The sequence below is a fragment of the Actinomycetospora rhizophila genome (assembly GCF_042657905.1).
Taxonomy (GTDB): domain Bacteria; phylum Actinomycetota; class Actinomycetes; order Mycobacteriales; family Pseudonocardiaceae; genus Actinomycetospora; species Actinomycetospora rhizophila.
The window spans coordinates 430764-452949 of record NZ_JBHSKG010000001.1 but is presented as its reverse complement, the minus strand read 5'-3'; the positions used below and the strand labels follow the sequence as shown (position 1 = coordinate 452949).

Here is a 22186-nt window from a genome sequence, read left to right as displayed (position 1 = left end):
GAGGCCATCACCAGGCCAGCGGCAGCCGGTGCAGCCCATAGATCAGGGTGCGGTGGCGGAACTCCGGCTCGCCCGCCAGGCGCAGGTCCGGGAAGCGCTGCAGCAGCGCCGGGAACGCGACGCGCATCTCGATGCGGGCCAGCGGCGCCCCCAGGCAGTGGTGGATGCCGTGTCCGAAGGCCAGGTGCGGGGACGGCGGGCGGCTGATATCGAGCGTCGCCCCGTCCTCGACCAGCTCCGGGTCGCCGTTGGCGGCCGCCAGCGACGCGATGACGAGATCGCCGGCCGCCACCGGGTGCCCGCCGAGCGTGGTGTCCTCGGTGGCCGCGCGCGGGAAGCCGCCGTGCACCACCGTCAGCCAGCGCAGCAGCTCCTCGACCGCCCCGTCGACGGCCGCGGGCTCGTCGCGGACGCGGGCGAGCTGGTCGGGGTGCTCGAGCAGCGCGAGCGTGCCCAGCGACAGCATGTTCGACGTCGTCTCGTGGCCGGCGACGAGCAGCAGGTTGCCGATGCCGATCAGTTCGTCGTCGGTGATCTCGTCGGAGTGCTCGCGGATGAGCATGCCGAGCAGGTCGTCGCCGGGCGCGGCGCGGTGCCGGGCGACGAGGTCGGCCATGTAGGCGCGGGACGCGTCGGCCAGGCGCATCCGCTCGGGCGCGGAGATCGTGCTGTCCAGCGACCTCGCGCTGCGCTCGGTGAACTCGGCACGGTCGTCGTACGGGACGCCGAGCAGCTCGCAGATCACCATCGACGGCACCGGCAGCGCGAAGTCGTCGACCAGCTCTGTGTACGGCCTCCGGCGCGTCAGCTCCGCTTCGCTGCGTGCCGCCTGGCGGCCCGCCTCTTCCATGGCGTCGAGGTGCTCGGCGACGATCTCCTCGACGCGCGGGACCAGGCGCTTCATCCGCTTGACGGTGAACTCGCCGGTCAGCATCCGACGCAGCCGCGTGTGGTCGGGCGGGTCCTGGCCGAGCAGGTTGCCGGCCTGGCGGCGGCGGAACTCGGCCCGGTCCCGCCCCGCCGCGACGAGGGCCGGCGGCGGCCCGACCGCGTCGAGCCGGAAGCGCTGCGGGTCGCCGTGCAGCTCGCGGGCGTCGGCGTAGCGGGTGACCATCGTCGCCTCGTGCCCGAACGGCGTCGTCACCCGCGCCGTCTCCCCCGACTCCCGCAGGGCCTCGACCTCGCGCAGCAGCGTGAAGCCGTCCCGCTGCCGCGCGACCTCGCCCGTCCAGTGCTCGGCCATGACCCGATGGTGCTCCTCGGCATCAGGCTCCGCCCGTCCCCCGACCGGTTCCTCCGGAATGCACCCGGACCGCGATGCCGTCGAGATACGCCGCGACCGCCCGCTCGAGGATCCCCTCCTCGGCGAGGACGTCGTCGGTCTCGAAGCCGCCCGCGAGCCAGAGCTTCGTCATCGCCGGGTAGCGCTCCTGCTCGAAGTAGCGGTCCCAGAAGATCGCGTTGACCGACGCCCAGTGCTCCATGAGCCCGACGCCGGTGCGGCGGACCTGGTCCTGCTCGCTGCTGGAGTCGCGCGCGAGCCCCGTGACCAGCGAGCGGAGCGCGATCGCGGCGTTGGCGGAGTCGACGGCGGTGAGGCCGATGTCGAGGAACGCGGCGTAGAAGGCGTCCTCGAGGGCGAGCACGTGCGGCCCCATCGGCAGGCGGCTGCCGTGGTCGAGGATCCAGGGGTGGCGGCTGTAGAGGTCCCACAGCGCGCGCGCCTGGCGGGCCGCGGCGTCGCGCCACGGCTCGCCGTCGTGCGGGTAGAGGTCGCCGGTGATCTCGGCGAACGCGTGGTCGGTCATCAGCGCGACGAGCCCGTCGCGGCTCTCGACGTGGGTGTAGAGCGACATCACCCCGACGCCGAGGTCGGCCGCGATCGCGCGCATCGACAGTTCGGCGAGCCCCTCGGCGTCGGCCCGCGCGATGCCGGCGGCGACGACCTGCTCGCGCGTCGTGCGCGCCGGCCGCCCGCGTCCGCTGTCCGTGCCGTGGCCCCAGAGCAGGTCGAGGTGGTGCTCGAGCCGGGGCTCCTCCATCGGACCTCCCTTGCTTTTCCGTACAGCGTCAGCTTAACCTGGCCGGACTTTCCAGACGCTGTACCGAAAGGATCGGAGCATGATCCTCACCGAGGACCTCCGACGGACGTTCCGCCGGCGCGGCGCGGTGGTCGAGGCGGTCCGCGGCATCTCGCTGCGGGTCGACCGCGGCGAGCTCGTCGCGGTGCTGGGCCCCAACGGCGCCGGCAAGTCGACGCTGCTGCGGATGCTGACCACGCTGCTCGCCCCGACCAGCGGGTCCGCCCGGGTCGCGGGCGTCGACGTCGTCACCGACCCCACCGGTGTCCGGCGCCGGATCGGCTATGTCGGGCAGGGCAACGCCGGCGGCCACAACCACCGGGTGCTCGACGAGCTGGTCACCCAGGGCGCCCTCTACGGCCAGACGCGGGTCGCGGCGCGACGGCGGGCCGGCGAGCTGATGGAGACCCTCGACCTGCGCGGGCTCGAGCGCCGCACGGTGTCGTCGCTGTCCGGGGGCCAGCGGCGCCGGATGGACGTCGCGATCGGCCTCATGCACCACCCGGAGCTGCTCTTCCTCGACGAGCCGACCACCGGGATGGACCCGCAGGCGCGCGCGAACCTCTGGCAGCACATCACGACGCTGCGCGAGGCGACCGACACGACGGTCGTGCTGACCACCCACTACCTCGAGGAGGCCGACGAGATGGCCGAGCGGATCGTGGTGGTCGACCACGGCGAGGTCATCGCCGACGCGGGCAGCGACGACCTGCGCGCCCGGCACGCCGAAGACCGGATCGTGCTGGAGGTCGACGACCCGGGGCGCGCGGCGTCCCTGCTCGAGGAGGGATCCGTGGCCGGCGGGCGGGTGGAGCTCCGCCTGGCGCACGGGGCGCGGCGGATGCCCGGGATGCTCGCCCGGCTCGACCACGCCGGCATCACCGTGCACGCCGCCCACCTGCACGAGGCGAGCCTCGACGACGTCTTCCTCGCCCTCACCGGGCGCAGCCTGCGCGAGGAAGGAGCCGCGGCATGAGCGTCTCCGTGGCCGTGCGCCCCGAGGTCGACACCGTGCGGACCGGGTTCGTCCGCGACACCGTGACGATCTTCCTGCGCGAGTTCCAGCTGGTCCTGCGCGACCCGTTCTCGCTGATCTTCTCCCTGCTCCAGCCGCTGGTGTTCCTCGGGCTGTTCGCGCCGCTGCTGGCCGGCTCGCTGTCGTCGGACCAGCTGGGCGGCGAGTCGCCGCTGACGTGGTTCCTGCCCGGCGTGGTCGTGATGATCGCGCTGTTCGGCACCGGGAGCACCGGGGCGAACCTGCTCTACGAGCTGATGACCGGCAGCTACGAGCGCGTCCTGGCCACCCCGGTCTCGCGGCCGGCGATCCTCGTCGGGCGGGCGCTCAAGGAGCTGGCGCCGCTGGTGGTCCAGGCCGTGATCATCACGCTGGCGGCGCTGCCGTTCGGGGTGACGTTCTCGCCGGCGGGCGTGGTGGTCGGCCTGGCGATCCTCGGGGTGTTCGGGGTCGGGCTCGGCGCGCTGTCGTACGCGCTGGGGCTGGCGTCACGCAACCGGGAGTGGCTGTTCTGGGGCGTGCAGCAGACGCTGATCTTCCCGCTGCTGATCCTCTCGGGGATGATGCTGCCGCTCGAGTCCGGGCCGGGCTGGATGCAGGCGGCGGCGACGGTCAACCCGCTGACCTACGTGGTCAACGCCGAGCGCGCGGCGTTCACGGGCGCGCTGACCGACCCGTCGATCCTCCACGGCGCGATCGCGGCGGCGCTGACCTGCGCGCTCGGCCTGGTCGTCGGCGTCCGCGCGGTGCTCCGCAGCGCCGGGTGACGCGTCATCCGGGGTGTTCCAGCGTGGCGGCCATGCTGACGTTCAACGTCAGTAATTCCACCAGCTCGGTCAGCTCAGCGATCGCGCGTGGTCCCGGAGCCCCGCCCACGGGTCGGCCTTGCGGGCCAGGCGGCGCGGGATCGATCGCACGTCGTGCTGGTCCGGGGTGACGCGAGAGAGCTCGTCCCAGTCGAGCGGCGTCGCGGTCGGCCCGCCGGGGCGGGCGCGCGGCGAGTACGGCATCACCGCGGTCTGGCCGTAGGCGTTGCGCCCCACGTCGAGGAAGGTGCGGCCGCGGCGGGCGTCCTTGCGGACCTCGGTGGTCAGCTCGTCGGGGTGGTCGGCGGCGACGGCGTCGGCGATCTCGACAGCCGCCTCCTTCACGACGTCGTGGCCCGCGCTGCCGTCCAGGGGCGCGACGACGTGGTAGCCGCGGCTGCCGGTGGACTGCAGGAACGCGACGAGTCCCCGCCCCTCGACCGCCGCCCGCACGGCGCGGGCGACGTCGCGGATGCCGGCCAGATCGGCGCCATCAGCAGGGTCGATGTCGACGATCAACCGGTCGGGGTGCTCGAGCGACCCGGCGACCGCGTTCCACCCGTGCAGCGCCACGGTCCCGAACTGGACGAGCCGGACGAGGTCGGCGGCCTCGGCGACCTGCGGGTGGTGCACGACGTCGTCGCCGCCCTTGTGCTCGCGGCGCGGCGTGTCGACGGTGTGCAGGCCCTTCGGCGCCCGCTTGCCGGCGTCCTGCTGCACGAACCCGCCGGCGTCCAACCCGTCGGGGAAACGCTGGAGGGTCAGCGGGCGGCCCGCGAGGTGCGGGAGGACGGTGGTCGCGATCGTCGCCCAGTAGTGCGCGAGGTCGGCCTTCGTCAGGTCGTCTCCGCCCTCGCGCGCGGGCAGGAGCACCTTGTCGGGGTGCGTGACCTCGACGCCCTCGACCGTCTCGCCGCTCATGCCGGTGCGTTTGCCTCCCAGGGCCGCGCGACAAACCCGGCGTCGTGGACCGGACGCGGCTCTCGAAGCGCATGTCCCGCGCGCTGCGGCACGACCCGGCGCGCCTCGGGCTGGTGCTCGACGACGCGGGGCTGGACGCCGGTGGACGCGTTGTGCGCGGCGCTCGGGGTGTCGGTCGGCGAGGTCGAGGACGTCGTGGCGAACGGGTCGAAGCAGCGCTACGAGCTCGCCGACGGGCACATCCGCGCGCGCTACGGGCACTCGCTGCCCGGGCACGTCGAGATGCCGCCCGCGGACCCGCCGCCGGTGCTCTTCCACGGCACGGGCGCCGGCTCGGTCGAGGCGATCCTGCGCGACGGCCTGCACGCCGGCGGGCGGCAGTGGGTGCACCTCTCGCCGTCCCCCGAGACCGCGCGGGCGGTCGGAGCGCGGCACGGACGCCCGGTGGTCCTCACCGTGGACGCGCGGGCGGCGGCCGCCGACGGCGCCGTCTTCCACCGCGGCAACGACGACACCTGGCTCACCGACGACCTCGCCCCGCGCTACCTCCGGCGCCCCTGAGGTGGGTCAGCGTGGCGGCCACGCTGACGTTCATCGCCAGGATCGCCACCACGTCGCCGGCATGACACGCCGCGCTCAGCGCCACCACGCCACGACGAGGTCCGCGAGCGCCCGCGGCCGGACGTCGACCGACGCCAGGTCCTCGATCCGGTGCCACCCCGCCGCGAGGTGCGGCTCCCGGCTGACCGGGTCCTCGACGTCGATCGTGACCGCGAAGACGTGGTTGATCTCCCGATGCTCCTCCCAGGCGTTCTCCAGCTCGCCCAGCCGCTCGCCGACCGTCGCGGAGCCGTCCAGCTCCTCGCGCAGCTCGCGGACCAGCGCGACCTCCGGCGTCTCGCCCGCCTCGACGTGCCCGCCGGGGAAGAACCAGTAGCCGACCGCGAGCTCCTGCATCAACAGCACCCGACCGTCCCGGACCACGACCCCGCGCGCGATGACCTCCACGCCGTCATCCTGCCTAGGTCACGAAAAGGTCACGGCGTCACCGAACGGCACCAGCGCATCACGCCGCGTCCCTAGCGTCCGCTCCCATGACCGAGCGCGGACGGGCGTGGGCGATGGGCCTCGCGATGCTCCTGCTCATGCCCCTCGTGGCCCTGCTGCTGTCGCTCGCGTCGCCGCGCCTCGGCGAGACCGTGACGTGGGCCAGCGCCTTCGGGCTGATCGGCGCGGTGCTGATGGCGCTGATCGTCGCCCTGGTCTCGCGGGTGCGCGGGCTGACGCGGCTGCTCGGCGTCGAGATCAGCAACCGCGTCCACCGCCGCCTCGGGGTCGCGGCGGCCGGCTTCACCGTCGCTCACGTCGTCGCCGCGGTGCTCCACTCGCCCCGCGGCATGGCGATGCTCGACCCGTTCGCCGTCGGCTGGCCCCTCAGGACGGGCATCGCGGCGACCGCCTTGATGCTGGTGGGGGCGATGGTGCTCCCCCTGAGGTCGGTGCGCCGGTACGGGCAGATCGCCCGGGTGCACGCGGTCCTCGGCGTCCTCGTGCTGCTGCTCACCGGCGCGCACGTCTGGCTGTTCGGGAGCCTCGCCGTCAACCCGCTGATCGGCGTCCCCGCCGCCTGCCTCGGCGCCGTCCTCCTCGTGATCCTGGTCCGGCGCTGGATCGTCCGGCCGGCGATGGGCCGCGGCGCGTACCTCCTGTCGGCGGTGCGCCCGGAGTCCGGCACCACCTCGACGGTCGTGCTCGCGCCGGCCGGCCCGGCCCTCGACCCGCCGCCCGAGCCGGGCCAGTTCGTGTGGGTGCGGCTGCGCCGCCTGCCGATCGCCGAGGAGCACCCGTTCACCATCGCCGCCTCGACGCGCTCGGGCGTCCTGGAGCTGACCGTCCGCGACCAGGGCCCGTTCAGCGGCGGGCTCCTCGACCTCGAGCCCGGGCGCACGGTCTGGCTCGACGGCCCGCACGGCGCGTTCGTCCCGCGCACGGCCGGCGCCGACGGCGGCCTCGTCCTCATCGCCGGCGGGGTCGGCGTCACCCCGATCATGAGCATCCTGCGCGCCCACGCCGCCGCGGCCGACCCCCGCGCGCACGCACTGCTGCTCGCCGAGCGCGAGGGCGAGGCGCTCTTCGCCGCCGAGATCCTCGCGCTGTCCCGCCGCCTCGACCTCTCCGTCCTGCGCACCGGCGGCCGCCGCCTCGACGCCGGCATGCTCCGGGCGCTCGTGCCGCCGGGCGACGCGCCCAGCCACCAGTACTTCGTCTGCGGCCCGCCGCCGCTGGTCGGGGCGGCGATCCACGGGCTCGGCAGCCTCGGCGTCCCCGCCGGCGCCATCACCACCGAGCGGTTCGGCTGATCAGCCCGGCAGCTGGCCGAGCTGCCCCATGATCGTCATGTTGTCCCAGGTGACCCACAGCTCGGCGAGCTTGCCGTCCTCCACCCGGAAGATGCCGCCGAAGTCGAACGACACCTTCCGGCCCGTCGGCGGGATCGGCCCGAGCGGTCCCTGCTGGGTGCCCTCGTAGGTCACCCAGATCCCCGCACGGTCACCGTTCTCGACGACCTGGACGAACGTCTGCACGTTGTCCGGGAACGAGGCCGTGTTCGACCGCAGGAAGTCCTTGAAGTCCTCGCGGCTGCGCACGTCGAAGTCGGGCGTCGCCTGGCAGTGCCGGACGAAGTCCTCGGCGACGATGTCGTCGAGCAGATCGAGCTCCCGCGAGTTCATCGCGTCCTCGAGACGCTGGAGAAGATCGCGGATGGATACGGCGTCCGACATGGCCTTGTCCCCCCTCGCCGAGCAGCGACCTTCAGGGTGAGGCCGCTCCCCCGCCCGGTCGATCGGCCATCAGGTCGCGTCGCTTGCACCGCGAACTCCGGGACGACAGTCGGTGGGTCCGACCCGATCGGGCGACCCCGTGGACGACGATGTGCGCGTGCGGCACTGGCGGCGGGCGCTCGGCGGGCTGGTCGTCGTCCTCGCCGTCGTCACCGGCTGCAGCGACCCGAGCCCGCCGCCACCTCCGTCGAGCCTGCGCGTCATGACCTGGAACGTGCAGACCGGCGCGCACGACCCCGACGAGTGGGCGCCCGTCGTCGCCGACCTGCGCCCGGACGTCCTCGCACTCCAGGAGGTCTGCACCCGCGACGCCGAGGAGCTCGCCGACCTCCTGCGCCGCGACCACGGACTCGACTACCAGGTGGCGCGCGGCCCGATCCGCCCGCCGACGTCCGCCGAGGCGTACGCCCCGGTCAACGCCGCCCTCGGCCCGGCGTGCGACACCGGCCCGAACGACGTGCTCTACGGCGTCGCGATGCTCTCGCAGCTGCCGGTCAGCCCGCCGCGTGTCGTCACCTTCCCGCCCGACCGGCGCGACGAGCAGCGCGGCTACCTGGCGGTCGACGTCACGACCGCGTCCGGGCCCGTCTCGTTCTACAACGCCCACATCGGCCTCGACGGCGTGCAGTCCGACCAGCTCCGCCGCCTCGCCGGGGCCGCGACGGCGCCCGGTCCGGCGGTCGTGCTCGGCGACCTCAACGTCGGTCCGACCAGGCCCGAGCTCGCGCCGCTGCGACAGGGATTCGCCGAGGTCGACCCGGCCGGCCAGTACCCGACGTCCGACCACGGGAAGATCGACTACATCTTCCTGCGCGGCCTCGCCGCCCTCGGTCCGCCGCAGACGCCGGAGGTCACCGCGTCGGACCACCGGCCGCTGGTCGCCGACGTCCGCGTGGGACCCTGACGGCTCAGGACGGCAGCGCGCCGATGCCGCGCAGGAAGCCGAGGGTGTCCCAGTTGACCCATTCCTCGACGAACCGCCCGTCCTCGATCTTGCTGAGCAGCTGCCCCTCGAAGTGCACGTGGCGACCCGTCGGCGCGGTGTTCTCGATCTCGCCGGCGTGTGTGCCGCGCAGCGACCAGTACGTCTCGACCAGGTCGCCCTCGGCGAGCTGCATCTCCACGCGGAGGTCGAAGTCGGCGAGCACGCCGCGGTAGGCCTGCACGCGGGTCTTGAAGCTCTCGGGGCCGCTGCCCTGGTCGCCGTTGTAGGGATCGTGGTTGACGTAGCCCGGGGCGAACATCTCCTCGAGCGAGTCCCACTTGTCGCCGTTCCACATCTCGTCGAACTGCCGCTGCACGAGCTCCTTGTTCTGCTGGGTGGACACCTGCCGCTCCTCGCCTCGGGGGCGCACCGTCCGCGCCCGGAGAGCCAGGCTGGACCCGGCGCCCGCGCAGCGTCAGTTCGTCGTTCCCGCACCATGGGTCCATGGCGAACCGCTTCGTCGTCCAGCGCCACGACGCGTCGAGCCTGCACTTCGACGTCCGGCTGGAGATCGACGGCGTGCTCGTGTCGTGGGCGGTGCCCAAGGGCCCGTCGACCGACCCGGCGCAGCGCCGCCTCGCCCGCCGCGTCGACGACCACGCGCTCGACCACATCGACGTCGAGGGCCGCCTCGGCTCCGGCACCGTGATCGTCTGGGACACCGGCACCTACGAGCAGCGCACGGAGGGCAGCGCCGCCGACGCCCTCGCGCGCGGCCACCTCACCGTCGTCCTGCACGGCCACAAGCTCACCGGCGGCTACGCGTTCATCCGGACCGGCGGCGACGACTGGCTCCTGATCAAGACCAGGGACGACGTCGACCCGATGACCCCCGACGACCGGTCGGTGCTCACCGGACGCACCAACGACGATTACGCCTGAGCCGGCACCGCCGCGGCCAGCACCTCGGTCAACGGCGTCGCCGGCCGGCCCAGCAACCGGGGCAGCGTCGGGTCGACGGTGGCGAAGTCGCCCCGGCGGCTCGCGGCGAACATCCCGACCAGCATGTCCGCCGCCGCCTCGGGCACACCGTGGCCGACGAGCTCGGCGCGGTACTCGTCGTCCGGCAGGACGACGTGGCGGATCGTCCGGCCGGCCGCCCGCGAGGCGAGGTCCGCGAGGTGCTCCATCGTCACCGCCTCGGGCCCGGTGAGCGGCGGGGTGACGCCGTCGAGCTCGTCGGTGGTCAGGGCGAGGGCCGCGGTCTCGGCGAGGTCGGCGTGGGTGGTCCAGGCGACGGGGCCGTCCGCGGGGACGCGGAGCTCGCCGGTGCGCCAGGCGTCCCGGAGCAGCATCGGCACCGTCGAGGCGTAGAAGCCGTGGCGCAGCGCGGTGAACGCCGCACCGCAGCCGCGCAGGACCTCTTCGGTGGCGGCGTGCTGGGGCATCGGCGGGAACGGCGAGTCCGGGTTCGCCCCCGCGTGGCTGGTGTAGAAAACGCGCTCGACGCCGGCCGCGACGGCGGCGTCGATCGCGGCGCGGTGCTGGCGCAGACCCTCCGGACCGAGGGTGTTGGCCGACACGACGAGCACCCGCGCCGCCCCCGCGAACGCCTCGGCGAGGCTCGCGGGGTCGGCGTAGTCGCCCCGCCGGACCCGCACACCGCGCTCGGCGAGGTCCCGGACCTTCTCCGGATCGCGGACGCTCGCCCCGACCTCCCCGGTGGGCACACGGTCGAGCAGCCGCTCGAGGACGGCGCGGCCCAGCTGGCCGCTCGCTCCGGTCACGACGATCATGGCGTCTCCGTTTCCAGTGGTAACGCTACAACGCTAGCACTGTTGTTATCGGTGGAAGCGACGTCGCGCTATCGTCGTGAGCATGGAGACGGACGACGGTCCCCGCACGCGCATCGTCGCCGCCGCCCTGCGCCTGCTCGAGGAGGACGGCCCGGAGGCCGTGTCGACGCGCGCGGTGAGCGCCGCGGCCGGCGTCCAGGCCCCGACCATCTACCGGCTCTTCGGCGACAAGCAGGGCCTGCTCGACGCCGTGGCGGCGCAGGGCTTCACGTCGTACCTCGCGAGCAAGACCGCCGCCGAGGCGAGCGACGACCCGGTGCAGGACCTCCGCGACGGCTGGGACCAGCACGTCGGCCTCGGGCTCGCCCACCCAGCGCTCTACCGGCTGATGTACGCGAGCTCGGCGCCCGGATCACCGGCCGCGACCGCCGCCGTCGAGGTCCTCGGCAAGCACATCCGCCGGATCGCCGAGGCCGGTCGCCTGCGCGTCCCCGAGGAGCGCGCCGTCGGGCTCGTCCGCGCCGTCGGGGAGGGCACGACGCTGACGCTCATCGCGACCCCCGAGGACCAGCGCGACCCCCGGCTCGCCGAATCGGCGCGCGAGGCCGTCATCGCCGCGATCACCACCGACGCGCCGGCGCTCCCCGACCCCGGGCCCGTCCCCGCCGCCGCGGCCCTGCGCGCGTCGCTCCCGGACGTCGACGCCCTGAGCCCGGCCGAGCTCGGGGTCCTGCGCGAATGGCTCGACCGGATCACGTCGGCCCCCTGACGGTCAGTCCCACCAGAACCGCCAGTGGTTCGCGTTACGGATCGTCTGCCCGTAGGTGCGCGGGGTGTAGACGGTGCCGTTCTGCGGGTCGACCTGGTCCGGACAGAAGGCGAAGTGCTCGGACGCCACGAGCTCGGCCTCCTCGTCGGTCGTCGGCGGGAACGCCACGGACAGCAGGAGGGTGGACGACGACATCACCGAGAGGACGGCACCGAACCGCTCCTCCCAGCTCCGCAGCACGGCGCCGAGGCGGACGTTGTCCTGGTGGGAGTAGTTGCAGGCGCCGCCCCAGCCGACCACCGCGGGGATGTCGGCCGGTCGCGACACGCGGACGAGCGCCAATTTCCGCAGGCCGTAGGCCACGACGTCCTCGGCCATCCCGCTCGCCTCCTCGAACGTGCGCAGGTCCCTCGAGCGGTCCTCCCCGTCGGCGCGGGTGAGCGGGGGCAGCTCGCCGAGGAAGGGGTCGAGGCACGCACAGTCGTCGGGGCACGGACCGGGCCACCACTGCGCCAGGACCCGGTAGGGGTCGTGGGCGCCGATCGCGCCGACCGGGTCGTCGGGCACGGGCAGGAAACCCAACCGGCAGTCGTCGTGGGCGAGCCAGACCGGGGTGCAGTGCTCGGCGCGGGCGTGGCACAGCAGGTCGTCGTAGACCGTCGGGGTGCCGTCCGACAGGACGTCGACGGTGTCGGAGGAGGAGAGGTCGGAGGTCGTCATACCGGGTTTGATGGCGCCGGACCCGATTCGGTTCCCTCCCCACGCGAAGTCGCCGGGGAGGCTGGACCCCATGACCGTCGACTACGGCCCCCACGGTTCGAGCCTGCGCGATCTCCCCCGCCTGCGGCGCACGCGCCGCCGGCGGTCGTCGAGCTGGGACCGCACGGGCGGCAACGACGACCGCGTGACCCTGCGCCCCGGCGAGACCGCGACCCTGCTCGACGTCGCCGGCGCCGGCGTCGTCACCCACATCTGGGTCACCGTCGCCACGTCGCGCAGCCTGCGGAACCCTCGCGGCAAGGCCGACGACCTGCTCCGACGGCTCGTCCTCCGCGCCTGGTGGGACGGCGAGGAGCACCCCAGCGTCGCGGTGCCGCTCGGCGACTTCTTCGGCGTCGGCCACGGCCGCACCACCAACTTCGTCTCGCTGCCCCTGCAGATGAGCCCGGAGGACGGCAAGGCGTTCAACTGCTGGTTCGCGATGCCGTTCGGGTCCGGGGCGCGGATGGAGATCACGAGCGAGGTCGACGACGCCAACGTGCTCGTCTACTTCTACGTCGACCGCGAGGAGCTCGACGCCCTCGACGACGAGATCGGCCGCTTCCACGCGCAGTGGCGCCGCCAGAACCCGACCGCGGGCGTGCGGCCGGGGCCGTCGAACGCCGCCTACCAGTTCCACGGCACGAACCTGACAGGAACTGACAACTACACGATCCTGGAGGCCGAGGGCCACGGCCACTACGTCGGCTGCGTGCTCAACATCCAGAACCGGCGCCGCACCCGCCGCTGGAACTGGTACGGCGAGGGCGACGACATGATCTTCATCGACGGGGACGTCTGGCCGCCCACCCTGCACGGGACCGGCACCGAGGACTACGTCAACACCGCTTGGTGCCCGACCCAGAGCTACTCGGCGCCCTACCACGGGGTCACGCTCGCGGGCGGGAAGAACTGGCGCGGACCGGTCAGCCTGTACCGCTTCCACATCGAGGACCCGGTCGTCTTCGAGCGCTCGATCCGCGTGAGCATCGAGCACGGCCACGCGAACAGGCGCAGCGACGACTGGTCGTCGGTTGCCTACTGGTACCAGGCCGAACCCCACCGCACCTTCCATCTCGCCCCGGTGGAGGATCGACTTCCGATCCGGTGAGCGGGAGGTCACTGCCCACTTGGCCAGGGTCACACCTCTCTGCACTGGCAGGCCCAGCCCTGCTCCTCGCACCATCGGGCATCGACCACGGAGGTACGCGATGAACGACCAGGAACGCTACGACCGCTTCCTCTCCGCCCTCGGCTTCCGCGCCAACCTCGACGGCACCCCGGCCGACGGCGTGGACCTCACCAACCTCGACGGCGAGCCCGTCGACCCCGCCGTGCGCCTGCACGTCTGCCCGCAGCGGCTCGCGCGGCACGTCTCCGACGATGAGGGTGTCGCCCCCAGCGCGCGCCCCTCGCTCGACGACGACCCTGACGCGCTCGACGACGCCGAGGCCGCCTCGCTGCAGAGCCTGCTCGCGCAGATCGAGGAGGCGATCCTCGTCCGCGAGCCCGGCCACGACCACCTCGTGCTCGTCGATGGGGGCGTGCGCGCGGTCGCGGCCGATCAGGTGCCGGCCTGAGACCACTCGAGGTAGCGCCGCACCCCGGCGCGGATCGACTCGGCGAGCTCCACCCGCTCGGTCGCGCTCGTCTCGTACCGCTCGCGGAGCGCCACCATCTCGTCGATGACGCCGTACCGGTCCGGCGCGCTGAAGTAGGCGAGCGCCGAGATACGCGAGGCGCAGCGGTACGGCGTGCTGATGCCGTCGGCGAGACCGATCGCCTCGTTCCGGCACACGAGGACCGGAGACGCCTCCTCGTCGCGACGTCCCAGCAGGACGTCCGGCGGCACCTCGACGAGGACGCGCCGGAGCGCCTCGCGGGCGTCGAGGTCGCCGGTGTCTGCGCGCAACGGCTCGGCCTCGTGTGCAAGCCGGCGGATGCACGTGGCGGCCGACGTCCAGTACGGCGCGACGAGGGACGGTGCGTGCTTGAGGAGTTCGCCAGCCCGGTCGAGGAACCGGAGGTCGTCGGTGACGTCGTGCTCGGCGTAGTACTGGAACCCGCACGACGTGATGACGTCGAGGAGCGCGCCGGGAAGCGCGAGCTCGGGGTGTTCGGTCCGCCACTGCTGATCGGCCGCCTGGAGCTCTCGGATCCCCGCGACGACAGCTCGGCGCTCGTTCACGGCGACCATCGTGCACACGTCGTCCAGTCGTCGGCGGGCGTCGTGTAGATGCTCACTACATCCCCGGTGCTGTCGTTCACGATGACCACAGCGCGGCGACTCGTTCCCAAGTACTGGTAGATGAGCTGCGTGTTGCCCGGGTCTCCTGGCCGTGGGAAGCCGTAGCTGACCGTGCGGTCCGTGCACGCGAGGAAGCTCGGGACGTCGACGAAGGGGTCGTGGACCGATCCACCCGCCGCGCGGAGGTACATGTGCTTGAGCGAGCTGCAGTACCAGCGGCGTTGCTCGCCTGTACTGATCTTGATCCACCCTGCGAGCAGGAACTTGTCACTGGCGGCCCCTGCGATGCAGTCGTCCACGCGCTGCTCGAGCACGACCGGGTCGAGATCGAAGCCGGGCAACGGATCCGCGCGCCCATGAGGGCCCGCCGCGAGTGACACGAGCACGGCGATCGCGCACACCACGGCGGTACGCGCACCCGTGGCGAGCCGTCGAGCGACCATGAGCTCGATCCTGAGGATCGACCGTCCGTCACGTGGGCGGTTCCGCGCACCTCGCCGAATCGTTTGCATCCGCAAAGACGGCCCTGGGCTCCGATCGTTGCCCCACCGCGCGTCGCGGTGGGCCGCGGCGGGGCACGTGGGGACGATGACGCGGTGTCCGGCACCCTGACGAGAGCCCGTCAGCAGACCGAGGTCGGCGAGGGTCTCGCCGTCGGGTGTCTCGTCGCGGGCGTGCACGCGATCAGCGCCGCGGGGGCGCTGGATGCCGCTCTGGTCGGCGCGCTCGCGTCGTGGCCGTGGGCGGCGCGCTACCCCGCCGTCCGTCGGACCCCACGACTCGATGACGTCCTGCGCCGCAGCGCGGGCCGGCGGTCGAGCCACATCGCGCGGTGGAGCCCGTCGGGTGGCGTGTTCGTCCCGCAGCTGTGCGACGACGAGTGGGACCTGGCGGCCGCTTGCGCGAAGATCGAGGAGGCGACCGCCGTGCCCGCGCGGCGATGGCTCGAGCTGTCCGAGGTGTTCGTCCAAGGACTGGACGAGACCCTGGTCTGGCGAGGTCGGCCGATCGACCCGCTCGAGGTCCTCTGACCCGCTTCAGGCCTCTGCGGCGTGACACGCTGACGGCATGGTCGAGGCGGTCGCTCGCGTCGCGTCCCTGACGGTCTTCCCGATCAAGGGCTGCGCGGGGATGGCGGTGGAACGCCGCGAGGTCACCCCGACCGGGCTCGCCGGCGACCGGCGGTTCATGGTCGTGGCGCCCGACGGCCGGTTCAAGACGCAGCGGCGCCACCCCCTCCTGGCGACGGTCCGGCCGCACCTCGGCGGCGCCCGGCTGACGCTGTCCGCCGGCGGCCGCCCGGACTGCACCGTCGACGTGGTCGACGACGGCCAGCGCCGGCAGGTCGAGATCTTCAGCACGTCGCACCCGGCGGTCGACCAAGGCGACGAGGCCGCCGCCTGGTTCTCCGATGTGCTCGGGGTCGAGAGCCGGCTGGTCGGCGTCACGCCCGAGCACCATCGCCCGACCGACGGCCTCGTGCCCGGCCTGTCCGGCTGGGCCGACAGCGGCTCCGCTGCTGCTGCTCTCGCGCGCCGCCGCGGACGACCTCTCCGACCGCGCCGCGGAACGCACCGGCGAGCCGATCCCGATCGAGCGCTTCCGCGCCAACGTCGTCCTCACCGCCTGCGCCGCCCACGCCGAGGACGGGCTCGACCGCGTTGCGCTTGGAACGGCAGACCTCGCCTTCTCCAAGCAGGCCGTGCGCTGCGCCGTCGTCACCGTCGACCAGCAGACGGGCGCCCGCGTCGGTCCCGAGCCGCTGGAGACGCTCGCGACCTACCGGCTCACCGACAAGGGCGTCGTCTTCGGGGCGAAGTACACGGTCCTGGAGCCGGGCGAGGTCGCGGTCGGCGACGAGCTCCGGGTGACGTAGCCCAGGATCCACGCGATGCCCGTCTCGTCCCTCGCACTCGGTGTCCACGGTCGCCTCGCCGGCCCCCCGGACGACGAACACGACTGCTACAGCGTCTTCCACGCGCTGAGCGCGACTCTCGGGTGGAGCTCGGTGATCGATGGGTCGGCGCGGGGTGCGTGGGGGATGAACGACGCCGGTGGCCCCTGGTTCGGCGACGGTCTCTGCGGCTGGTTCCAGGTCGAGCCCGACGGCCAGCCACTTCCCGTGGAGGCGCTGACCGACGCGGCCGTGCGAACGCTCGAGCGATTCGGCGCGCTCGAGCTCGCGGGACTCGAGTACCACGTCCCGGGCACGGCCAGATCGGTCACGCGGCGTCTCCTCGAGGGGCAGGCCTGGTTCGCGCTCGCGGCACCAGGAGCGCACACGCGTGTGTGCCTCATGCTCGACTCCGGCGGCTCATCGCTCGTCGCCGATCACGGCGACGCCATCCTCCACGCTTCGTCCGGTCTCGAGGAGGAGGGCCTGTCGCCTGCTCGCCTCGCGGACGACGCCGGGGTCGCCTTCGAGCAGCCCGTTCCCTGGCGATGGTGGCTCGGAGACGGCCCGCCGCACGCCGTCACGATCGGGGCGACGGCGACCGAGTGGAGCGCGCTGGGTGTGGGTCGCGTGGTGGCTCGTCTCGTCGACGCGTGTCGCACCGTCGGCATCACCGAGCCGGTCGGGATCCGCGCCGCGCGCGCGTGACCACTTCTCCCGTTCGCCTGCGCCAGCGGGTGCGTGCTTGCCACGCTGCCGGAATGAGCGACGGCTACCAGGTCGATCTCGCGGCGCTGCGGGCCGCGGCCGACGGCATCGCCCGCACGGTCGGCCAGGTCAGCGCGCATCCGGTGGGGTCGCTGTCGGCCGGCGCCGACGCGCTCGGCCACCAGCGCCTGGCCACGAGCCTCGCCGGCTTCTGCGAACGCTGGCAGGTCGGCGTCACGCACCTCGTCGAGGACGGTCGCGCGGCCGGCGAGCACCTCGGCGTGGCAGCGGCGGCGTACCTGCGCGCGGAGGACGCGACGGCCGGCGCCCTCGATCCCGTGCTTCGCCGTCCGGGCGAGGACCCGGCGCCGCGCTGATGGCCGAGCTGGGCGAGATTGCCGACCCGCTCCTCCTCGTCCCCGGCGACGCCGAGGCAGCGCGGGCGATCGCCCGCTCGATGGTCGCCTTCGCCGGCGACCTCACGCAGGCCGGTGACGGGCTCGCGCGCATCAGCACCCCGGACGGTTGGAGCGGGGAGGCCGCTGACGCCTTCCGCGAGCGGTTCGCGCTGCAACCGCCCGCCTGGCAGGACGCCGGTGCCGCCTTCACCACCGCGAGCCGCGCGCTCGACATCTACGCCGAGACCCTCGACTGGGCGCAGCGCCGGGCGGTCGAAGCGGTCGGCATCGGTGAGCCGGGGAGGGCCGTCCTCGACGATGCTCGAGCACAGCTGGCGGCGGCGGGCGACGGCGCGGCGCGCATGCTCGACGAGGCCGCCGCGGCCGCACCGGTGAGCCCGAGCTTCTGGGAGGACGTCGGCGACGTGCTCGGCGACGTCGGGCGCGACGCCGTCAACGCGATGGCGTCGCTCGGCAACGCCGCGATCAACAACCTTCCCGCTGTGGCGGCCATGGCCGGCGGCGCGGGCCTGATGCTGCTCGGCGGGACGGGCGCGGTGGGTGGTGGCGCGCTCACCGTCACGGGCGCAGGCGCCCCGGCCGGCGTCCCGCTGACCGTCGCGTCGGCCGGCCTCGTCGCCACCGGGGCCGGCATCGCTGGGGCCGGCGCGATCTCGATGGCGATCAACGCAAGCGGCGACGACAGAGTCGAACCTCTCGGTTCGGGCGGGAGTGCAGGCGCCGGGCCCCCGATCCGGCCGTCGGCGCAGCGACCGACCGTGAAGAACGCCCGCCTGAACCGGATCGTCGACGCGCTCTATCACGGCGCGAACAGTCCGACCCGCATCGGTGACGGCACGACGGCCGACGCGATCCGTTGGGAACGGGCGTCGGGCGCGACAGTGGGCGGCAAGATGCACATCCAGAAGGGGATCGACAACATCCGCGCAATCAAGCGGTGGCTGCGCCAGAATCCTCACGCCTCGCCGCAGGATCGCGGAGTCGCCCAGAACGAGCTCGCCAACCTGCTCGACGCCCTCGGGAGGACGTGGTGATCGACGATGACGCCGAGGACCAGCCCACCGAGTTCGAGCTCGCCCAGGAATCCCGCATCGACGCCGCGCTCGGCGCGACGTCCGATGCCGTCCGACGCATCGTCGAGGACTGCCACAACGACCTCGGCTATGGCATCCCGACGATCGTTCTCGGAGATGTAGGCCGCTGGTACCGCCAGGCCGCCGCCTCGACCGAGCCCGACGAGGTCCGGGACGCCCAAGGAGCAGCGCAGGCGCTCTCCGATCTCTACGAGACCGGCGAAGACTTCCTCCAGACCGTCATCGCGACCGGCTTCCTCGAAGCCCTTCCCCAACCTCACGAGGAGGGTCGGCAGGTCGTCGATCTCCTCCCCAACGCTCTGCGCGAACAGCAACGGCGGATGGGGAACTGGAGCCCCGACTGAGTGCTGACCTTCGGGCGTCGACGACTCCGACACACAACGGGACGCTATCCGCCTGGCCAGCGACCCACTCCTTGGAAGCAAGCCCAGATCGCGAGCGCCGACCTCGCAAGGCGGCACCGCGAGAGAGACTTCTCGTCAGGCCCCGCTGCCGCCGCGCGTCGGCCCGCGAACAGTTACCTCGATGTGGTCGGTCACTTCTACGGGGTCTTCGTGTTCCCAATAACGGAGGACGACCCAGCCCATTTCATCGAGACGGCGATCGGTGTCTCGGTCGCGTTCGACATTCTTCAACAGCTTGTTCGCCCACCAAGAGCTGTTTGCCTTCGGCCAGGTCTGGTGGATCGGGCAGGCGTGCCAGAAGCAGCCGTCGATGAAGACTGCCACCATCGCGCGGGTGAAGAGCATGTCAGCCCGACGACGCGGCATGCCCGGCAGCGGGGAGTCGACCCGATAGCGAAGTCCTCGGCGGTGGGCCTCGCGACGGACCAACATCTCGGCCGCCGTGTCACGACGTCTCGCGACACTCATCCGATCGCTGACCGCGGGCGAGGACGGGACCGGCTTCTCGTCCACCTGGCTCTCCTCGTGGTGCGTCGCTCGCCGTGTCGCCAGTCTCGCCGACCGACCGACGGATAGGTTCGACGGGTGGGACGTACCCTCCGGCTCGTCGATCTGTTCTCAGGCTGCGGTGGCCTCACAAGAGGGTTCCTCGACGCCGCTCTCGTGCCTGGTGTACGGGCTCGATTCAAGGTCCTCGCCGCCGTCGAGCACGACCACGCAGCAGCCGCGAGCTACGCCGCGAACTTTGGCCGCGACCACCTGTTCCACCAGGACATCGAGGAGTGGGACGACATCCCCTCGGCGGACGTCGTCGTCGGGGGACCGCCGTGTCAGGGGTTCTCCGACCTCGGTCGCCGCGACCCCCTCGATCCGCGCAACACCTTGTGGCGCGAGTACCTCCGCACGCTCGAACGCATCCGTCCTGACTACTTCGTCATCGAGAACGTGGCGGCGTTCCTGCGGTCTCCGGAATGGGAGATGTTGAAGGCCCAGGAGGGAAGGGGCCCGCTGCGCGAGTACCGCCTCACAGCTTCGGTCCTCGACGCGGCCGCCTATGGCGTTCCGCAACGCCGCCGCCGAGCCGTGGTGGTCGGACGCCGCCGCTCGGTTCCTCCCCTGCCCGCGTTCCGTCCGACTATCACCCAGGAAGGGCTGTACAACTCGGTCGGCGACGCGTTTCGACTGCTCGAGGAGACCGCGGGCGAGCCGGTGCCCGATCTGCCGGACGCGACCTACGAGTTCGATAGCCGCGAGCTGCCGGGAGCCTTCAAGACTCACCAGCTGCACGTGACCAGAGAGGTCCAGTCGGTCACGCGTGAGAGAATCGAAGCGATCCCTCCGGGTGGTAGCCGAGCCGATCTTCCGGACGAACTCCTCGCCCCTTGCTGGCGTCGGCACAAGAGCGGGCAGATGGACGTCATGGGACGACTCCGCTGGGACAAGCCGTCCGTGACGATCCGCACCGAGTTCTTCAAACCCGAGAAAGGGCGATTCCTCCACCCTTCCGATCACCGTCCCATCACTCCTGCCGAGGCGGCGATTCTGCAGTCCTTCCCGCTGGACCATCAGTGGTGCGGCAACCGAGCGCAGATCGCGAGACAGATCGGTAACGCCGTTCCACCTCTTCTGGCACGTGCCATCGGTGTGACGATCGCCCGACAGTACGGCTGATGTGGCTCCTCTACGCCTCCGTGACCTCTGCGAAATAGCCTGCCTTCGGGTCCTGGGGCGTGCCCACGAGCATGGCGCGGTCGAGGAAGGTGTTGTTGTACTCGCAGCTCGTCTCCGGGAGCAGAAGGCAGGCGTGGCAAGCCGCGAGGTTCAGTGAATCGGCTCCGGAAGCTTCTGCCTCCAGGCACAACGGGTCGGCAGAACACCATGACGCACGCTGAAGGGCTGACTCGAGGGAACTCCGAAGAGCTTCGGGTCTCCCCAACTCCACGAGGCCACCGAGACTCCCGGCTGAGTCGCTCGTCGCCGTATAGACGAGAAACCCGGCCATGTCGTCGGAGACGTAAATGCGCTCGCGCAGGGACGCGGCCGGGTAACCGGCCTGCAGGCTCCACTCGTTGATGACGACGTGGGCAATGGAGTGCACCAGCATCAGACGACTCGTCACTGGCGAGGGAAACTCGGACAGGTCAATGCCGTGGTCGCGCTGCATGCGCTCATGGGCCGCACGAACCACTTCAGCGCGCTCATGGGCCGAGCCTGGTCCCCGGACCTGCTCCCATTGCTCGAGCCGGTCCGGGTCAAGGCGAAGGAACACACCCTCACCGATCACTTCGATGGCCGGAAGCCACGGAGCTCGTCCATCTCCGGAGACGGGAACCACCCGTGCATCGCCGGCTCCCGCCGGTGGATCAACGCGAGTGAAGCCGTGGAGCGCGCGGACCTCTCTGAGTCGGGTCACGAGCATGGCCGGCTCGACGCCGTCAATCGGACGCTCGTCGGAAGCGATCTCGGTCTCGAACTCGCCGTTCTCCGTCGCCGTCTCGTGCAAGAGCTGGCGGTACTCCTCCTGCCGCAACACGGACCCTATGTCCGCTACGTCCTCTTCTTCGCCGTAAGCCTCACGTTGGCGAACTGCGGCGACGATGTCCTCGACCGAGTAGCGGTCCAACGCCGGCACCTTGCGAGCCACCTTCCCGATCATGTCATCGGGGAGGGCGCTCCACTCCTCAGCACGGTCCCCGATCGCCCGGTGAAGTGCCTCCGTGAACGGCGGGATGGAGAGGGCGGAACTCATCACCGCGAACCATGCCGAGGAAGAGCCTCGCTGCAGCGTGCGCGGCATGGCGTCACAACCCTGCTCCGCGCTGTCACGGCCGAGCCACGGCCGCCCACCTCGACAGCTGTAACCAATCTCGCGCAGGGCGCCACGCCCGAAGGAGCCCTCCATCGACGCCGAGGCTCCGCAGCTGCATCCGATGACGATCGATCTGAGGGCCGAGGTTCGACCGCTCGAGCGGAACGACAGCTTGTGCGGGCCGCCAGCCGTGTCGCCTCCCGACCTGCCGCGATGCACCCACTGCCAGTACGGGAAGTCGTCGAGGTGCCCGTTCTCGCAAGCGACGACGAATCGCGACGGGGTTAGAGAGCCGTAACAGGCGGAGCACTCGTTCTTCTTCGTCGGCTCGAACCGCTTGTACTCGGCAAGGTTGTACTGGCACGGAACTGCGCCTGTGGCCTCCGAGCCAGAACAGGTGTACATCTCCGGGAAGACACGGACGTGGACGCCGTTGCCTCCACGCTCGTCCTCGCCAGGAGTCGGCGGTCGATGGAAACCGGCCACCTTGAGCCGGCGCTGAAGTCGGAACTCCTGGAGGTCTGGCTCCTGCGGGACAGCCCACCGGTCGATCGCGGTCACGATGAACGAGCGCTCTTCCGCGGCGATCATCGCTCCCACGCCGTAGGTGGTCACCAGCTGCCCTCGGCGTACGCGCCCGACCGGGTCCGCCATGACTACAGGGCCGCTCCGTCGCGGGCGTCCGGCACCACGTC

At 72.2% G+C, this 22186-nt stretch carries 28 protein-coding genes and 1 pseudogene; 17 read left to right on the top strand and 12 right to left on the bottom strand.

All coding sequences use genetic code 11. The features are described from left to right. Positions 1-7: 7 nt before the first annotated feature. Both ACFPK1_RS02165 and ACFPK1_RS02160 read right to left on the bottom strand, forming a co-directional pair. Entirely contained in the window at positions 8-1243 is a 1236-nt protein-coding gene (locus ACFPK1_RS02165) for a cytochrome P450 (RefSeq protein WP_378019243.1), read from the bottom strand. A 22-nt stretch (positions 1244-1265) separates the two neighbouring features. Continuing rightward, positions 1266-2042, bottom strand: coding sequence for a TetR/AcrR family transcriptional regulator (locus ACFPK1_RS02160; protein ID WP_378019242.1), 777 nt, complete (start codon positions 2040-2042; stop codon positions 1266-1268). Positions 2043-2121: 79 nt separating this feature from the next. On the opposite strand from ACFPK1_RS02160, the gene ACFPK1_RS02155 reads away from it, so the two are divergent. Both ACFPK1_RS02155 and ACFPK1_RS02150 read left to right on the top strand, forming a co-directional pair. Continuing rightward, complete coding sequence (locus ACFPK1_RS02155) at positions 2122-3057, top strand: ATP-binding cassette domain-containing protein (protein WP_378019241.1); 936 nt, start codon at positions 2122-2124, stop codon at positions 3055-3057. Next, on the top strand, positions 3054-3863 hold the full coding sequence (locus ACFPK1_RS02150) for an ABC transporter permease (RefSeq protein ID WP_378019240.1): 810 nt from the start codon (positions 3054-3056) through the stop codon (positions 3861-3863). Before ACFPK1_RS02155 ends, ACFPK1_RS02150 begins: the two co-directional genes overlap by 4 nt. A gap of 69 nt (positions 3864-3932) precedes the next feature. Here ACFPK1_RS02150 and ligD read toward each other — a convergent pair whose 3' ends face one another. After that, positions 3933-4823, bottom strand: a complete 891-nt coding sequence (gene ligD, locus ACFPK1_RS02145) for a non-homologous end-joining DNA ligase (protein ID WP_378019239.1) — start codon at positions 4821-4823, stop codon at positions 3933-3935. A 141-nt stretch (positions 4824-4964) separates the two neighbouring features. Here ligD and ACFPK1_RS02140 point away from each other — a divergent pair, with 141 nt between their 5' ends. Beyond that, entirely contained in the window at positions 4965-5384 is a 420-nt protein-coding gene (locus ACFPK1_RS02140; protein WP_378019238.1) for an RNA 2'-phosphotransferase, read from the top strand. Between the two features lie 75 nt (positions 5385-5459). Here ACFPK1_RS02140 and ACFPK1_RS02135 read toward each other — a convergent pair whose 3' ends face one another. After that, on the bottom strand, positions 5460-5831 hold the full coding sequence (locus tag ACFPK1_RS02135) for an NUDIX domain-containing protein (RefSeq protein WP_378019237.1): 372 nt from the start codon (positions 5829-5831) through the stop codon (positions 5460-5462). A gap of 86 nt (positions 5832-5917) precedes the next feature. Here ACFPK1_RS02135 and ACFPK1_RS02130 point away from each other — a divergent pair, with 86 nt between their 5' ends. Then, positions 5918-7183, top strand: coding sequence for a ferric reductase-like transmembrane domain-containing protein (locus ACFPK1_RS02130; protein ID WP_378019236.1), 1266 nt, complete (start codon positions 5918-5920; stop codon positions 7181-7183). Here ACFPK1_RS02130 and ACFPK1_RS02125 read toward each other — a convergent pair whose 3' ends face one another. Then, entirely contained in the window at positions 7184-7606 is a 423-nt protein-coding gene (locus tag ACFPK1_RS02125) for an ester cyclase (protein WP_378019235.1), read from the bottom strand. It lies immediately after the preceding gene. Positions 7607-7745: 139 nt separating this feature from the next. Between ACFPK1_RS02125 and ACFPK1_RS02120 the strand changes: the two genes are divergently transcribed. Next, the gene (locus ACFPK1_RS02120; RefSeq protein WP_378019234.1) at positions 7746-8570 is read left to right on the top strand and encodes an endonuclease/exonuclease/phosphatase family protein; all 825 of its coding nucleotides are present in this window, start codon (positions 7746-7748) and stop codon (positions 8568-8570) included. Positions 8571-8574: 4 nt separating this feature from the next. Here ACFPK1_RS02120 and ACFPK1_RS02115 read toward each other — a convergent pair whose 3' ends face one another. Next, positions 8575-8994, bottom strand: a complete 420-nt coding sequence (locus ACFPK1_RS02115; RefSeq protein WP_378019233.1) for an ester cyclase — start codon at positions 8992-8994, stop codon at positions 8575-8577. Positions 8995-9095: 101 nt separating this feature from the next. On the opposite strand from ACFPK1_RS02115, the gene ACFPK1_RS02110 reads away from it, so the two are divergent. Beyond that, positions 9096-9533, top strand: coding sequence for a DNA polymerase ligase N-terminal domain-containing protein (locus ACFPK1_RS02110; protein ID WP_378019232.1), 438 nt, complete (start codon positions 9096-9098; stop codon positions 9531-9533). Here ACFPK1_RS02110 and ACFPK1_RS02105 read toward each other — a convergent pair. After that, complete coding sequence (locus ACFPK1_RS02105; RefSeq protein ID WP_378019231.1) at positions 9524-10387, bottom strand: SDR family oxidoreductase; 864 nt, start codon at positions 10385-10387, stop codon at positions 9524-9526. The two genes, ACFPK1_RS02110 and ACFPK1_RS02105, sit on opposite strands and share 10 nt — an antisense overlap. 82 nt (positions 10388-10469) lie before the next feature. On the opposite strand from ACFPK1_RS02105, the gene ACFPK1_RS02100 reads away from it, so the two are divergent. Continuing rightward, the gene (locus tag ACFPK1_RS02100; RefSeq protein WP_378019230.1) at positions 10470-11156 is read left to right on the top strand and encodes a TetR/AcrR family transcriptional regulator; all 687 of its coding nucleotides are present in this window, start codon (positions 10470-10472) and stop codon (positions 11154-11156) included. A 3-nt stretch (positions 11157-11159) separates the two neighbouring features. Here the strand turns inward: ACFPK1_RS02100 and ACFPK1_RS02095 are convergent, their stop codons facing one another. Further along, positions 11160-11876, bottom strand: coding sequence for a DUF4253 domain-containing protein (locus ACFPK1_RS02095; protein ID WP_378019229.1), 717 nt, complete (start codon positions 11874-11876; stop codon positions 11160-11162). Between the two features lie 70 nt (positions 11877-11946). Here ACFPK1_RS02095 and ACFPK1_RS02090 point away from each other — a divergent pair, with 70 nt between their 5' ends. Together ACFPK1_RS02090 and ACFPK1_RS02085 are read left to right on the top strand one after the other, a co-directional pair. Then, on the top strand, positions 11947-13026 hold the full coding sequence (locus ACFPK1_RS02090; protein ID WP_378019228.1) for a glycoside hydrolase family 172 protein: 1080 nt from the start codon (positions 11947-11949) through the stop codon (positions 13024-13026). Positions 13027-13126: 100 nt separating this feature from the next. Then, entirely contained in the window at positions 13127-13495 is a 369-nt protein-coding gene (locus ACFPK1_RS02085; RefSeq protein WP_378019227.1) for a hypothetical protein, read from the top strand. Here the strand turns inward: ACFPK1_RS02085 and ACFPK1_RS02080 are convergent. Continuing rightward, the gene (locus ACFPK1_RS02080; RefSeq protein ID WP_378019226.1) at positions 13480-14103 is read right to left on the bottom strand and encodes a hypothetical protein; all 624 of its coding nucleotides are present in this window, start codon (positions 14101-14103) and stop codon (positions 13480-13482) included. The genes ACFPK1_RS02085 and ACFPK1_RS02080 overlap by 16 nt on opposite strands. Next, positions 14100-14606, bottom strand: a complete 507-nt coding sequence (locus ACFPK1_RS02075; protein ID WP_378019225.1) for a hypothetical protein — start codon at positions 14604-14606, stop codon at positions 14100-14102. The genes ACFPK1_RS02080 and ACFPK1_RS02075 overlap by 4 nt, the downstream gene beginning before the upstream one ends. Before the next feature lie 153 nt (positions 14607-14759). On the opposite strand from ACFPK1_RS02075, the gene ACFPK1_RS02070 reads away from it, so the two are divergent. The 7 genes and pseudogenes from ACFPK1_RS02070 (at position 14760) to ACFPK1_RS02040 (ending at position 18622) form a co-directional block, all read left to right on the top strand. Further along, the gene (locus tag ACFPK1_RS02070) at positions 14760-15194 is read left to right on the top strand and encodes a hypothetical protein (RefSeq protein ID WP_378019224.1); all 435 of its coding nucleotides are present in this window, start codon (positions 14760-14762) and stop codon (positions 15192-15194) included. A 37-nt stretch (positions 15195-15231) separates the two neighbouring features. Then, positions 15232-15528, top strand: a pseudogene (locus ACFPK1_RS02065) (MOSC domain-containing protein); the annotation flags it as partial. A gap of 46 nt (positions 15529-15574) precedes the next feature. Next, the gene (locus ACFPK1_RS02060) at positions 15575-16039 is read left to right on the top strand and encodes an MOSC domain-containing protein (protein WP_378019223.1); all 465 of its coding nucleotides are present in this window, start codon (positions 15575-15577) and stop codon (positions 16037-16039) included. Positions 16040-16204: 165 nt separating this feature from the next. Beyond that, positions 16205-16765 carry a hypothetical protein gene (locus ACFPK1_RS02055; protein ID WP_378019222.1) on the top strand — a complete coding sequence of 187 codons (561 nt, stop codon included), beginning with the start codon at positions 16205-16207 and terminating at the stop codon, positions 16763-16765. A 53-nt stretch (positions 16766-16818) separates the two neighbouring features. Further along, complete coding sequence (locus ACFPK1_RS02050; RefSeq protein ID WP_378019565.1) at positions 16819-17142, top strand: hypothetical protein; 324 nt, start codon at positions 16819-16821, stop codon at positions 17140-17142. Further along, entirely contained in the window at positions 17142-18218 is a 1077-nt protein-coding gene (locus ACFPK1_RS02045) for a WXG100 family type VII secretion target (RefSeq protein ID WP_378019221.1), read from the top strand. Before ACFPK1_RS02050 ends, ACFPK1_RS02045 begins: the two co-directional genes overlap by 1 nt. Next, positions 18215-18622, top strand: a complete 408-nt coding sequence (locus ACFPK1_RS02040) for a hypothetical protein (protein ID WP_378019220.1) — start codon at positions 18215-18217, stop codon at positions 18620-18622. Before ACFPK1_RS02045 ends, ACFPK1_RS02040 begins: the two co-directional genes overlap by 4 nt. Before the next feature lie 135 nt (positions 18623-18757). Here ACFPK1_RS02040 and ACFPK1_RS02035 read toward each other — a convergent pair whose 3' ends face one another. Next, positions 18758-19195, bottom strand: coding sequence for a very short patch repair endonuclease (locus ACFPK1_RS02035; RefSeq protein ID WP_378019219.1), 438 nt, complete (start codon positions 19193-19195; stop codon positions 18758-18760). Positions 19196-19267: 72 nt separating this feature from the next. Here ACFPK1_RS02035 and ACFPK1_RS02030 point away from each other — a divergent pair, with 72 nt between their 5' ends. Further along, positions 19268-20353: a DNA cytosine methyltransferase gene (locus ACFPK1_RS02030; protein WP_378019218.1), complete on the top strand. Its 1086-nt coding sequence runs from the start codon at positions 19268-19270 to the stop codon at positions 20351-20353. A gap of 10 nt (positions 20354-20363) precedes the next feature. On the opposite strand, the gene drmB is transcribed toward ACFPK1_RS02030, so the two are convergent. Then, positions 20364-22145, bottom strand: coding sequence for a DrmB family protein (gene drmB / locus ACFPK1_RS02025; RefSeq protein WP_378019217.1), 1782 nt, complete (start codon positions 22143-22145; stop codon positions 20364-20366). Positions 22146-22186 lie beyond the last annotated feature (41 nt).